This is a genomic window from Edaphosphingomonas fennica, assembly GCF_003034225.1.
GTDB lineage: Bacteria > Pseudomonadota > Alphaproteobacteria > Sphingomonadales > Sphingomonadaceae > Sphingomonas_E > Sphingomonas_E fennica.
The window spans coordinates 55,026-68,584 of the sequence record NZ_PHHF01000054.1; the positions used below are offsets into that span (position 1 = coordinate 55,026).

Annotated in this window: 10 protein-coding genes; 7 read left to right on the top strand and 3 right to left on the bottom strand. The window is 65.3% G+C overall.

Annotated features, from left to right (window positions below):
- Nucleotide 1: 1 nt before the first annotated feature.
- The 6 genes from CV103_RS13350 to CV103_RS13375 all read left to right on the top strand — a co-directional run bounded on the left by CV103_RS13350 (nucleotide 2) and on the right by CV103_RS13375 (nucleotide 6,496).
- Nucleotides 2-1,375 (top strand): formimidoylglutamate deiminase, encoded by a 1,374-nt coding sequence (locus CV103_RS13350; RefSeq protein ID WP_107395206.1) that lies wholly within the window; start codon nucleotides 2-4, stop codon nucleotides 1,373-1,375.
- Entirely contained in the window at nucleotides 1,372-2,076 is a 705-nt protein-coding gene (hutC, locus tag CV103_RS13355; RefSeq protein ID WP_070934006.1) for a histidine utilization transcriptional repressor HutC, read from the top strand. Before CV103_RS13350 ends, hutC begins: the two co-directional genes overlap by 4 nt.
- 178 nt (nucleotides 2,077-2,254) lie before the next feature.
- The gene (locus CV103_RS13360; RefSeq protein WP_211314396.1) at nucleotides 2,255-2,752 is read left to right on the top strand and encodes an SRPBCC domain-containing protein; all 498 of its coding nucleotides are present in this window, start codon (nucleotides 2,255-2,257) and stop codon (nucleotides 2,750-2,752) included.
- Nucleotides 2,752-3,504 (top strand): glutathione S-transferase C-terminal domain-containing protein, encoded by a 753-nt coding sequence (locus CV103_RS13365; RefSeq protein WP_015457075.1) that lies wholly within the window; start codon nucleotides 2,752-2,754, stop codon nucleotides 3,502-3,504. The genes CV103_RS13360 and CV103_RS13365 overlap by 1 nt, the downstream gene beginning before the upstream one ends.
- Nucleotides 3,505-3,533: 29 nt before the next feature.
- Nucleotides 3,534-5,837 carry a TonB-dependent receptor gene (locus CV103_RS13370; protein ID WP_107395250.1) on the top strand — a complete coding sequence of 768 codons (2,304 nt, stop codon included), beginning with the start codon at nucleotides 3,534-3,536 and terminating at the stop codon, nucleotides 5,835-5,837.
- Between the two features lie 128 nt (nucleotides 5,838-5,965).
- Nucleotides 5,966-6,496, top strand: coding sequence for a nuclear transport factor 2 family protein (locus tag CV103_RS13375; RefSeq protein ID WP_015457073.1), 531 nt, complete (start codon nucleotides 5,966-5,968; stop codon nucleotides 6,494-6,496).
- A gap of 49 nt (nucleotides 6,497-6,545) precedes the next feature.
- Here the strand turns inward: CV103_RS13375 and CV103_RS13380 are convergent, their stop codons facing one another.
- The 3 genes from CV103_RS13380 to CV103_RS13390 form a co-directional block, all read right to left on the bottom strand.
- The gene (locus CV103_RS13380) at nucleotides 6,546-8,795 is read right to left on the bottom strand and encodes a TonB-dependent receptor (protein ID WP_015457072.1); all 2,250 of its coding nucleotides are present in this window, start codon (nucleotides 8,793-8,795) and stop codon (nucleotides 6,546-6,548) included.
- Between the two features lie 178 nt (nucleotides 8,796-8,973).
- On the bottom strand, nucleotides 8,974-10,131 hold the full coding sequence (locus CV103_RS13385; RefSeq protein WP_015457071.1) for an LLM class flavin-dependent oxidoreductase: 1,158 nt from the start codon (nucleotides 10,129-10,131) through the stop codon (nucleotides 8,974-8,976).
- Between the two features lie 117 nt (nucleotides 10,132-10,248).
- The gene (locus CV103_RS13390) at nucleotides 10,249-12,546 is read right to left on the bottom strand and encodes an ATP-dependent helicase (protein WP_211314397.1); all 2,298 of its coding nucleotides are present in this window, start codon (nucleotides 12,544-12,546) and stop codon (nucleotides 10,249-10,251) included.
- Nucleotides 12,547-12,669: 123 nt separating this feature from the next.
- On the opposite strand from CV103_RS13390, the gene aqpZ reads away from it, so the two are divergent.
- Nucleotides 12,670-13,380, top strand: a complete 711-nt coding sequence (gene aqpZ / locus CV103_RS13395; protein ID WP_107395207.1) for an aquaporin Z — start codon at nucleotides 12,670-12,672, stop codon at nucleotides 13,378-13,380.
- Nucleotides 13,381-13,559: the final 179 nt, after the last annotated feature.

A 13,559-nucleotide genomic window follows, 5' to 3' on the forward strand; every position in this document is an offset into this window, starting at 1 on the left:
AGTGGAGCGAGAAAGCGATCTGAATTTCACGCATTTCGCGAGCCTGCTGCTGCCGGACGGCTGGGCGCGGGACGTGCGCGTCGGCGTTTCCGGCGGCCGGATCGCGCGACTCGAACGGGGCGTGGCGGCGGAAGCGGGCGACGCGCGGATCGCGATCGGCCTTCCGGGCATGGCCAACCTGCACAGCCATGCCTTCCAGCGCGCGATGGCGGGGCTTACCGGCCTGCGGGGGCCGGGATCGGACAGCTTCTGGACATGGCGGGAATGGATGTATCGCTTCGTCGGCCGGCTGACGCCGGACGAGGTGGAGGCGATCGCGGCGCTCGCTTATGTCGAGATGATCGAGGCGGGATATACCCGCGTGGGCGAGTTCCATTACCTCCACCACGACATCGGCGGGCGGACGTTCGCCGACCCGGCCGAGATGGCGGCGCGCATCGCGGCGGCATCCGAAACGGCGGGCATCGGGCTGACCCTGCTGCCGGTATTCTACGCGCAGGGCGGCTTTGGCGGCGCGCCGGCCGGGCCGGGGCAGGCGCGGTTCCTTTCCACTGTCGACAGCTATGCCGGCCTGATCGAGGCGAGCCGCCGGGCGCTGGCGCCGATCGCGGATGCCGTGACCGGCATCGCCCCCCACAGCCTGCGCGCGGTGACGCCCGACGCGCTGACGGCGATCCTGCCGCTGGCGGAAGGCGGGCCGATCCACATCCACATCGCCGAGCAGGTGCGCGAGGTGGAGGACTGCCTGGCGTGGAGCGGCCGGCGGCCGGTGGAATGGCTGTTCGATCACGCCCCGGTCGACGATCGCTGGTGCCTCGTCCACGCCACCCACATGACGGCGGCGGAGACCGGCAGGCTGGCGGCATCCGGCGCGGTGGCGGGGCTCTGCCCGGTGACGGAGGCGGACCTTGGCGATGGCCTTTTCCCGGCGATCGATTATCGGGAAGCGGGTGGCTGCTGGGGCGTGGGGACGGATTCCAACGTGCGGATCGATCTGGCCGACGAGTTGCGGCTGCTGGAATATGGCCAGCGCCTCCACCATCGCGCGCGCAACGTGCTGGCGGGGGAAAATCGTTCGGTCGGGCGTTGCCTGTTCGAGGAGGCGCTGCTGGGCGGCGCGCGGGCGACGGGCGCCGTGGCGGGATTGCGCGAAGGCGGCCCGGCGGACTGGCTGGCGATCGATCCGGCGCATCCGGCGATGATCGGCCGCGCGGACGATGCCGTGCTGGACAGCTTCATCTTCGCGGGCGGGCGCGATGCGATCGCGGGCGTGTGGCGCGGCGGCCGGCAGGTCGTGGCCGAAGGCGTGCACCATGCCCGCGCGGCGGTGACGGCACGCTATGCGGCGGTGCTAGGCAGGCTGCTTGCCGCATGACCACGCTCAACCGCCGCATCCGCGATTATCTGGAGGAGAAGATCCTCTCCGGGGCCTGGCCGCCGGGGCATCGCATCCCCTTCGAGCATGAGTTGATGGCCCGGTTCGATTGTTCGCGGATGACGGTGAACAAGGCGATCGCCGCGCTGGTCGAGGCGGGGCTGGTGGTTCGGCGCCGGCGTGGCGGCTCCTTCGTGGCGGAGCCGCGCGTGCATGCGCCGGTTCTGGCGGTGCCGGACATACGCGCCGAAGTGGAGGCGCGGGGCCGCCGATACGGGCTGAAGCTGCTCGCGCGGCAGCGGCGCGCGGCCGATCCGCGATCCGAAGGCGAGGCGCAGCTCGCCCGCGGCGGAGACCTGATTGCGATCGATTGCCTCCACCTTGCGGATGATCGCCCCTTCGCGCTGGAGGAGCGCCTGATCGGCCTTGTCGCGGTGCCCGACGCGGCCGATGCCGATTTCGCGAAAGTGCCGCCCGGCACCTGGCTGCTGGATGCCGTGGCCTGGACGGAGGCGGAGCACCGCATCGCCGCCGTGAACGCCGATTCCCGGCAGGCGGCGCTGCTGGACATACCGCTGCATACCGCCTGCCTTTCGATCGAGCGGCGCACCTGGCGGGGCGAGATGGACGTCACCCATGTCCGCCAGATATATCCGGGATCGGACTATGATCTGGTCGCCCGGTTCACGCCGAAATCCTGATTTTCCGATCGGCTGCTGAGGCGGATTGGCAACGGTTTATCCGCAAAGCGTCAATTCGAACGTTTTGTAATGTCGGTTTGCGTATTGGGCCATTGACGCGCCCCCCCGATAGCTGCCAGAGGAAAGCCCACGGCCCGCCGCCCAGCGGACAAGAAGGCCGACTCTTTAGGAGAAGGCAATGGCCCTGACCGACGGCATGGACCTGGACCCGGCGAACGTAGTGCGTTCGGAGCGCGTGGAGATCGATGCTCCCGCCGCGATCGTGTGGGAGATCCTGACGGATTTCGCCAGTTACAAGGCGTGGAATCCGTTCTGCATCGATTGCGACAGCCGCCTGGAGATCGGCGCGGCCGTGAACATGAAGCTGGCGAGCTACACCGTGCCCGGCCAGGTCGTCGACAATGTGGAATATATCTGCGCGATCGAGCCCGAGCGCCTGATTTCCTGGGAGCTGCCCTTCATGGAAATCTGGCCCTATCCGGCCCGGCGCGACCAGATCATCGAGCCGCTCGGCCCGGATCGCTGCGCCTATAACAGCACCGACGCCTTCTTCGGTGACAACGGCATCCATGTGATGCGTTTCTGCGGCGACTGGGTGAAGCGCGCCTTCGACGATACCGCCCGGGCGCTGAAGGCGCGGGCGGAAGCCATCCATTCCGAACGGAAGGCCGCCTGATGTTCGAAGTGCTGGGCATGAGCAGCCCCAACGTCCTCAAGCTCGTGCTGATGCTGGAGGAATGCGGGTTCGATTATCGGCTGCGCCACGTCGACGTGTTCGCCGGCCAGCAGTTCGACCCGGCCTTCCTCGCCATCAGCCCGAACAACAAGGTGCCGGTGCTGATCGACCAGCGCGGGGCGGAGCCCTTCGCGGTGTTCGAAAGCGCATCCGCGCTGCTCTATCTTTCCGAGGCATCCGGCCTGATGATGCCGGCCGACGCGCATCTGCGGTCGCGGGCGATGTCCTGGCTGATGCTGCAGACGGCGTCCGTCGGCCCGATGTTCGGCCAGTATGTCCATTTCTTCCGCTACGCGCCGGAGGATGAGCGCGGCTATGGCCTGCGCCGCTACGAAAGCGAGGCCGTGCGCATCCTGGGCGTGCTGGAAAGGCGGCTGGCCGAAAGCCCCAATCTCGCGGGCGGGGAATATGGCCTGGCCGATGTCGCGACGCTGCCGTGGATCCGCACCGCCGACAGCATCTTCCCGCTGTTCAAGCGGGAAGGGGCCTGGAACGAATTTCCGGCGCTGCGCCGCTGGTTCGAGGCCGGGCTGGCGCGGCCGGCGACGGGCCGGGCGGTGGCCGCGCTCGATGCCCTGCTTTCCGATGATGTCGCCGCTTTCGGCCGTGCCGACAGCGATGCGATCGACCGCTTTTGCGGACGTGGCCGCCACGACCATTCCGCCAAACTGAGTGCCGCAACGACGGCCTGACCGACGACTGGGAGGAGTATCTAGTGTATATGACCCGTTTCAACCGCGGCGCGAGCCTGCTCGCGCTGGCGATGGCGTTCGGCACCGTGCCGGCGCTGGCGCAGGAGACGGCGGCCGATGCCCCGGCCGGCAATGGCGGCCTTGAGGATATCGTCGTCACTGCCCAGAAGCGCAGCGAGAACGTGCAGCAGGTTCCGATCGCCATCTCGGCGGTCAATTCCGAATATCTGCAGTCGCGCGACATCAGCTCGATCGACCAGCTCGGCTCGGTCGCGCCGAACATGAAGATCGATCGCGCGCCTTCGAACAAGACGATCTCCCAGATCGCGATCCGCGGCTCGGTGACGATCAACCCCGCGATCACCTGGGAACCGGCGGTCGGCATGTATGTCGACGGCGTCTACATCGCCAAGGCGCAGGGTTCGATCTTCGACATCGCCGATCTGGAGCGGATCGAGGTGCTGCGCGGGCCGCAGGGCACGCTTTATGGCCGCAACACGCTGGCCGGCGCCGTCAACCTCGTCACCAAGAAGCCGAGCGGCGAGCTGGGCGGATCGGCCGAGCTGACCTACGGCAATTTCGATGCCTGGAAGCTGAAGGGCGTGCTCGATCTGCCGCAGATGGGCATCTTCTCCGCCAAGGTCTCCGGCCAGATCCAGAAGCGCGACGGCGTGATCAAGGTGGAAGACAATGCCTTCGGCATCACCGACACCAACGATCTCGACAATCAGAGCTTCATGGTCCAGCTCCGCGCGCAGCCGACCGACAATCTGACGCTCGATTACGCTTACGACTATTCGAACTTCAACCAGCGGCCGGACTATGCCCAGCTCTACAAGGTGAACCAGAACGGTCAGCCGGGCGACATTTTCGATCCGAACAGCGTGGGTTATTCCGGCATTCCGCTCGGCATGTTCGCCAACAAGGATCGTCAGAAGACCGCGCATATCGATGCCGACGTCTATGAAAAGACGCGGACGCAGGGCCATGCGCTGACGGCGAGCCTCGACCTGGGCGACGCGACGATCAAGTCGATCACCGCCTATCGCAAGCTGCGCTTCCACGACAATCTCGATCTGGATGGATCGCCGCTGGATATCGCCAACACCGCCCGCAACGTGAAATATCACCAGTTCAGCCAGGAACTGCAGGTTTCCGGCAAGGCGCTCGACGATCGCATCGATTATGTGGCGGGCCTGTTCTACTTCAAGGATCATTCGGAAACGGACAATCCGCAGGCGTTCTTCTTTCACTCCACCAACTATGATTCGACCTATGGATCGCATACGGAAGCCTATGCCGCCTATGCCCAGGTCGATTTCCACGCGACCGACAAGCTCGTGCTGACCGGCGGCCTGCGTTACAACCACGAAACCAAGGACATCAGCCGTTATCTGGCCTTCAACGGCATGCCGTTGATCGACGTAGCCTATGGCGACGTTCCCAAGGCCAAATATAACAATCTGAGCCCGGCCGCGACGGTGCGTTACGAGATCACCGATCGCGTCAACGTCTATGCCCGCTATGCCCGCGGCTACAAGTCCGGCGGCTTCAACGGCGAAACCAACGAAGTCGTCATGCCGACCACGGATTGCCCATCGGGCGCGCCGGAACTGTGCAATCCCTACAAGCCGGAGAAGGTCGACAGCTACGAAATCGGCTTCAAGAGCCGCATGCTGGACAACAAGCTGCAGCTCAACGTCGCCGGTTTCTGGGACGAGCATAAGGATATCCAGCTTGCCGTGTTCAGCGGTTCCGGCGCGGCTGCCTCGGTGGTGCGCAACGCGGGTGCCGCGCGCATCCGTGGCATCGAGATCGAGGCCATCGCCCGGCCTGCGGATTTCCTGACGTTCAACACCTCCTTCTCGATCCTCGACGCCAAGTATAAGTCGTTCATCGAGGATGACGCGAACGGCGTTCCCCAGCAGGTGGCCGACAACCGTGCCTTCCCGCACACGCCGAAATACACCGCCTCGATCGGTGCGGACTGGCGTGTGGTGGAAGGAGACTGGGGCAAGTTCAACCTGATCGGCGACCTGAACTACGTCTCGAAATATTACACCTATCCCTATGCGATCGACGTGACGGGTCCGTCGGACCAGACGGCGATGACCACGCAGTCGCAGGGCCGCACGATCGTCAATCTGCGCGGTGTGGTGTCGGATGTGCCGCTGGGCGGTGTCGAGGCGCAATTCTCCTTCTGGGTGCGCAACCTGTTCAAGGAGAACAATCCGCAGAACTTCATCGATTTCGGGCCGAGCTTCGGTGGCATGACCGTGGCTTACTTCCCCGATCCGCGGACCTACGGCATCACCGCCGGCATCCGCTTCTGATGAAAATATCCGCGCCGGGCGGCCTGCCCGGCGCGGAAACGGATGTGCGGATCGTCCCGGTCGGGGCCATCCGCATGCCAAGCCCCTTTCCGGCCAGCCGGGGAGGGGCTTTGCTTTTGGGAGAGGATATGGACGCGCGCATTCAGGACCTGCTGGACCGGGAGGAGATCCGCCAGCTCATCACCACTTATTGCCAGGCGGCGGACCGCCACGACCATGAGAAGATGCGCACGCTCTATCATGCGGATGCGATCGACGATCATGGCGCGATGTTCTGCGGGCCGGCGATGGAGTTCATCGACAAGCTGCCCGAAATCCAGGCGCCGATGGAAATCCTCCATCACAATGTGACGACCATCAACCTCGCGATCGACGGCGATTATGCGGAGGGCGAGGTCTATCTGCTGGCGCTGCATCGCGCGAAGACGCCCGACGGGCCGATGGATGTGCTGGTGGGCGGCCGCTATTTCGACAAATATGCCCGGCGCGAGGGGCGGTGGAAGTTCCTGCACCGGGTGATCGTGGCCGACTGGGCGAACATCCATTCGCCGTCGATCATCGATCTGGAGCATCCCTTCCTGGAGGGCGCGAAGATCGGCAGGCCCGGCCCGGCCGATCCCTCCTATGGCTTTTTCCGGCTGATCCGGCGCGGGGCCTGACTAAAAAAAGAGGCCCCGGCGGACGTATCCGCCGGGGCCCGATATCCGATCAGCGGCGGATCGAGAGCGTCACCGAATAACGCCGGGGATCGCTGAAGAAGCCTTCGCGGAAGCCGAAGGTGGCCGATCCGTCGAAGCCCGCCGTCAGCACCTGCTTGTTGGTGACGTTATCCACCGCGAAGCGCAGCGACGTGCCGTCCCACGGCAGGTCGAAATCGGCGCTGAGGTTCAGGATCGCATGATCCGGCGCCCGCAGCGGCGAGTTCTCGACGTCGATATAGGTGAGGCTGCGATAGCTGGCGTCCGCGCGGAAGGTGGCGTCCAGGCTGTCGGTGATCGGCTGGGTGTAGACCAGGCTCAGGCTGCCGGTGATGTCCGGTGCCTGCTTCAGCTTGCGATCGGTGAGGTCGGTCAGCACGCCGTTGATGTAGGATTCGAACTCCAGATATTTGGCGTCGAGCAGGCCCAGCGAGCCGTTGACGCGGAGGCGGGAGGTGACGCGCGCGTCCAGCTCCAGCTCCAGCCCCTGGATGCGGGACTTGCCGGCATTCTCGTAGGTGACGTTGAGGTTCGTCTTGTTCACCAGCAGCTGCTGGTCCTTATATTCGTTGCGGAATGCCGCGAGGTTGATCGTCACCGGGCCGAAGCTGCTCTTCACGCCCACTTCATAGGCGGTCAGGTGCTCCGGATCGTAGGAGCCGATCTCGGCCTCCGCCGTGGGACGGCCGTTGAAGCCGCCGCTGCGGAAACCCCGCGACCAGGAGGCATAGCCCAGCACCCCCGGCTGGAACTTGTAGCTGAGCGAGGCGCGCGGGCTGAAATTGTCCCAATGCTTCGACAGCGTATAGGGGTAGAAACCGGGGATCAGCGGCTGCTGGCTGTAGATGCGCAGCGATTTCTGCGTGAAGGTCTTCTTCTCATAAGTGTATCGGCCGCCAAGCTCCATGACGAGCGCGTCGGTGAGATCGTAGGTGAAGTTGCCGAAGGCGGCGTAGTTGGTCGTCTTCTGGCGGTTGTGGAAATCGATGTTGAGATCGAGCGCCTCGGCCAGGGCCGGATCGAAGCCGGCCTCGATCATCGCCGGATAGAGGCCGTCCGCCACGATCAGCCGGGTGTCGTCCCGCGTCTTTTCCCGGAAGAAATAGCCGCCGACCAGCAGGTTGCCGCGATCGCCGAACAGGGGCGTGGTATATTGCAGCTCCTGGCTGAACTGCCGCGCGGTCTCATCATGGATGTCGCCGGCATAATTGACGGCGGACGAGGCATCGCCGTCGCGGCCGAAGACGGCGTTCACCCAGCGATAGGCGGTGATCGACTTGATCGTGCCGGCGCCAAGCTCATGCGAGAGGGTGAGGCCGACATTGGCGGAATCGGCGTCGTCTCGGTTCAGCTCGGGCGTGGAATCCGTCCGGTCGATCCGGTCGGGCACCGTGCAGCAGGGCGCGATCAGCGCGCTCTGCAGATCGGAGATGAAGGTCGGCGTGAAGGCCAGCATCGAGTGCGCGGCCGAATTCTGGCGGCGGTGCAGGCCATCGGCCGTCAGCACCGCATCGAAGGGGCCGCCATCATAATGCAGGGTGATGCGGCCGGCGACGATATTCTTGTTGCCCAGATTCTTGCCGGACGGGATCTTCTGCCAACCTTCGCCGAACTCGCCGAGGCCGGAGATGCCGATCGAGAGCTTGTCCGTCAGTGCGGTTTCCACGTTCGCGCGGGTGCGGACCGTGTTGTAGGAGCCGTAGCGGACATCCGCCTGGAGACGGGTGGTGCCATCGGGAATGTGGCTGACCACGTTGATCGCGCCGCCGATGGTGTTCTTGCCGAACAGCGAACCCTGCGGCCCGCGCAGCACCTCGATCCGGTCGATGCCGAGCAGCTCGGTGGTCGCGCCGAAGGTGCGCGCGACATAGACGCCGTCGATATAGAGGCCCACGGCCGGATCGGCGGTGATGATGAAGTCGTTTTCGCCGACGCCGCGGACGAAGGCGGCGATACCGCCGCTATTGCCGCCCTGGCCGGGAGTGAAATTCAGGTTCGGGGCGATCTGCTGGACGTCTGTGACGGCATCGAAGCCACGGGAATCGAGGTTGGCCTGGCTGACGGCGGTGACGGCGATCGGCACGTCCTGCAGCTTTTCCTCGCGCCGGCGGGCGGTGACGACGATGTCGCTGCCATTATCGGCCGCGGATGCCGCGACGGCATCATCCTGGGCGTGGGCCGCCGGCGCATAGCCGATGGCGGCGGAACATGCCGACAGCATGAGGAGCGCGCGGAGCGCACGCGGGTTGCGAACAGACATTTTTGTTTCTCCCTGAACGGCGCCAGGCGCCTATGGTGGCGCCTAGGCAGTCCGGGGAGCGCAAAGCAACAGCAGACAGCGCAAATCCGGCGGATATGCGTTGTATGCGGCCCGAAATGATACGTTCTGGTCGCAAGCGCCGAAGCCCTCCGCCGTAGCGGAAGGCTTCGGTATCGCTTTACTCGGCGGCGATCGCCTCGCGCTGCGCGGCCTTGGCGCGGAAGTGCGGGATCACCTTCTCGCCGATGTTGCGGATCGTCTCCATGATCGCCTCGTGCGGGATGGTGCCCATCTGGAAGAGGAACAGCACTTCGTCCGCGCCGGCTTCCTGAAGCCGCGTGCAGTAGCGGATGCAGTCGTCGGCATCGCCATAGGCATCCTGCGCGACGGTGTAGTTGCTCGTCATCGCATCGCCGCCGTCGACGATCTTTTCCTCGGAGATATAGGCCACGACATGCTCGCGGGTCTGGGCGAGCGCGGCTTCATTCTCCTCGGCCGAATCCACGTCCACGGTCGGCTTCGGGCCGCCCTGATACCAGTGGGCGATCGCCTCGGCGAAGAAGCGCTGGCCGCGCAGGCCGATGCGGCGGGCCTTCTCGCGATCGTCGAGCACGCAGGCCGCGCAGAAGGCGGCGAGATGCTCGTTCGGGCGGAAGCCGACCTGATCCTCGGGCTTGCGGTTCTTGAAATTCTCCCTATAGATCGCGTTCTTGCGGGCGATCTCCTCGGGGCCGGAGAAACCGAGCACGAGGGCGCCGATGCCGCGACGGCCGGCCAGCTCCAGCGTCGATTCACGGGTGCAGGCATAATAGATCGGCGGGTGCGGATCCTGCACCGGGCTCGGATGGATCGGGCGCGACGGGATCTTGATATATTTGCCGTCATGCTCGACGTGCCCGTCCTTCAGGATCTTCGGGATCAGATACATCGATTCATCGATCATCGGCTGCAGTTCGGCGAGGTCGTAGCCGAAGGTGCCGGCTTCCTGCTGGGTGCCGCCCTTGCCCATGCCGAAGTGGACGCGCCCGCCGGACAGGATGTCGAGTGTGGCGATGCGTTCCGCCACCTTCACCGGGTGGTTCATGGCCGGCGGCAGGCAGACGACGCCATGGCCGATGCCGATCCGCGTGGTGCGGCCGGCGATATAGGCGAGGAAGGTTTCCGGCGCCGACATGTGGGCATATTGGGTGAGCGCGGTGTGCTCCACGGCCCAGACATTGTCGAAGCCCAGTTCCTCGGCCAGCAATACCTGCTCGACGATCTCCTCGAAGCAGCGGCGCTCGGACTCGCGCGAGGGGTCCGCCATCTGCGCTTCGTAGATGATGGAGAATTTCATCGATTCGTTCCTCTTCCCATGGAATTTGAAACGATCATGGCGTGAGTCCCCAGGTGCAGCATCGTCCATTTGGACCAGCCGCGTAGGAGCGAAGTAAGCGATGGTTTTACAAAGGGTTCAGGCCGGGTTGACGAAGCTGTCCAGCACGCGCTTGCGGCCCGAAAGCTCGAAATCGATCTCCAGCTTGTTGCCTTCTATCTCGGCGACCGATCCGTAGCCGAACTTGGTGTGGAATACGCGCTGGCCGATGGCGATATCCGATCGCGGCTTGGCGGCGTAGGAGGTGGCGGAGGCCCGCACCTCGACCACGCGCCTGGGCGACGGATCGTAGCCGGCGGCGGCCGCGCGCTGCCAGCCCGGCCCGCGCCCGGTGCCGCGCCCGATATCGTGGAACGGATCGGCCTGTTCGGACCATTGCGCCCGCCACAGGCTTTCGCCGCCGCTCATCGTCGTTTCGCTTTCGACATGCTCGGCCGGCAGCTCCGCCACGAAGCGCGATGGGATGGAGGAGGTCCATTGCCCGTAGATGCGCCGGTTGGCGGCGTGGAGGATGGTCGCCTGCCGCCGCGCGCGGGTGATCGCGACATAAGCGAGGCGGCGCTCCTCCTCGAGGCTGGCGATGCCGCCTTCGTCGAGCGCGCGCTGCGACGGGAAGACGCCTTCTTCCCAGCCGGGCAGGAAGACGGTGTCGAATTCCAGCCCCTTGGCGGCGTGGATCGTCATCACCGTCACCTTCGCGCTATCGCGATCGGCGTCATTGTCCATGACGAGGCTGACATGTTCCAGGAAAGCGGGGAGGGTTTCATATTCCTCCATCGCCCGCGTCAGCTCGGTAAGGTTTTCCAGCCGCCCGGCGGCTTCGGCGGTGCGTTCGGCCTGGAGCATCGCGGTATAGCCGGATTCGTCGAGCATCTGACGCGCCAGCTCGGCATGGGGCAGATCGTTCAGCCGATCCCGCCAGCGAGCGATATCGCCGACGAGATTGCCCAGTGATCGCCGCGCCTGCGCGGTCAGCTCATCCGTGTCGAGGATGCGCGCGGCCGCCAGCGTCAGCGGAATCCCTTCCGCGCGGGCGAGCTGGTGGACCTTGGCGATGGCCTTGTCGCCCAGCCCGCGCTTGGGCGTGTTGACGATGCGTTCGAAGGCGAGGTCGTCCGCCGGCTGGTGGATCACCCGCAGATAGGCGAGCGCGTCGCGTATCTCGGCGCGCTCGTAGAAGCGGAAGCCGCCGACGATGCGATAGGGCAGGCCGATCGCGATGAAGCGATCCTCGAACTCGCGCGTCTGGAACTGGGCGCGGACGAGGATGGCGACATCGTCCAGCCTGCCGCCCCGGCGCTGATATGCCTCGATCTCGTCGCCCACGCGGCGGGCTTCCTCCGGCCCGTCCCACACGCCGATGACGCGGACCTTCTCGCCCACGTCGGCCTCGGTCCACAATTCCTTGCCCAGCCGCCCGCCATTATGGGCGATCACGCCGCCGGCGGCCGCGAGGATGTGGGGCGTGGAGCGATAATTCTGTTCCAGCCGGATGATCTTCGCGCCGGGAAAATCCTTCTCGAAGCGCAGGATATTGGCCACCTCCGCCCCGCGCCAGGAATAGATCGACTGGTCGTCGTCGCCCACGCAGCAGATATTCTTGCGCTGCTGGGCGAGCAGCCGGAGCCACAGATATTGCGCGCTGTTGGTGTCCTGATACTCGTCCACCATGATGTAGCGGAAGCGCTGCTGATATTGCTCCAGCACGTCGCGGTGCGCCTTCAGGATGACGAGCATGTGGAGCAGCAGATCGCCGAAATCGCAGGCGTTCACGGCGCGCAACCGATCCTGGTAGAGGCGGTAGAGCTGCTGGCCGCGGCCGTTGGCGAACAGTTCGCTCTCGCCGGCATCGACATCGTCGGGCGTCCAGCCGCGATTCTTCCAGCGATCGATCAGCCCGCCCAGCGCGCGGGCCGTCCAGCGCTTCTCGTCCAGATTTTCGGCGAGGATGATCTGCTTCATCAGCCGCAGCTGATCGTCGGTGTCGAGAATGGTGAAGTTGGATTGCAGGCCGACCAGCTCGGCATGGCGGCGCAGCATCTTGGCGCAGATCGCGTGGAAGGTGCCGAGCCACGGCATGCCTTCCACCGTATCGCCCAGCATCCGGCCCACGCGCTCCTTCATCTCGCGCGCGGCCTTGTTGGTGAAGGTGACGGCCAGGATCTCCGACGGCCAGGCCAGCCGCGTCGCCACCAGATGGGCGAGCCGGGCGGTGAGCGCCGCCGTCTTGCCCGTGCCGGCGCCGGCCAGCACCAGCACCGGCCCCTCCGTTGCCAGCACGGCTTCGCGCTGGGGCGGATTGAGGCCGCGCAGATAAGGGGGGGCCGAAGCGGGATCGGCCAGCGCGCCGGGCAGGGAAGGGGGCGAGTGATTCACATGTGAACAGTTAGGGAACGGAGCCCGCCGGGGCAACCTCCCGCGATCCGCGCATTCTATGTTCGTGCTGCGTAACAATACGTGATAGTTTCGCTTTCTCCGTAAGTCGAAATGGGGGTTGTGATGCCTTTGATGCAACGACTCGTGGCTGAACTCTTCGGAACATTCTGGCTTGTCTTTGGTGGATGCGGCGCCGCTGTGCTTGCGGCCAAGTTTCCCGAAACCGGGATCGGCTTTGCCGGTGTTGCGCTGGCCTTCGGTTTGACCGTGGTGACGATGGGCTATGCCATCGGCCATATTTCCGGTTTCCACCTCAACCCCGCGATCACCGTGGGCCTGTGGGCCGGCGGCCGCTTTCCGGCGAAGGACGTGGTGCCCTATATCGTCGCCCAGGTGGTGGGCGCGATCATCGCCGCCTTCATCCTCCTCCAGATCGCCAGCGGATCGCCCGATTTCGTGCTCGGCCCCAACGGCCTTGCCGTGAACGGATATGGGCCGCAATCGCCCGGCGGCTATACGCTGGGCGCGGGCCTGACGATCGAAACGGTGCTGACCTTCGGCTTCCTGATCGTCGTGCTCGGCGCGACGGATAGCCGGTCACCGATCGGCTTCGCGCCGATCGCCATCGGCCTGGCGCTCACGCTGATCCACCTCATCTCCATCCCCGTGACGAACACGTCGGTCAATCCGGCGCGCAGCACGGGGCCGGCGCTGATCGTGGGCGGGCTGGCGCTGCAGCAGCTCTGGGCCTTCTGGGTCGCCCCCATCATCGGCGGTGCGCTGGGCGGCTTCGCCTATCGCGCGCTTGCGGGGGATCCGCCCGCGGCTCGATAAGCTGACTCGGCCGGTATCGGCCGGCTCGTCGAACGGAAGGCCCGTCCGCATGCGCAGGCGGGCCTTCGTCATTTCGGTATTTTCCATGTCGCGGCCGCTGACAGCGCGCTGTGCGCCTGCGCCCCTATATGGCGCATTCCCGTGGCTGGCATGGTTCCTGCCTATTCCCTGTCGCCAAA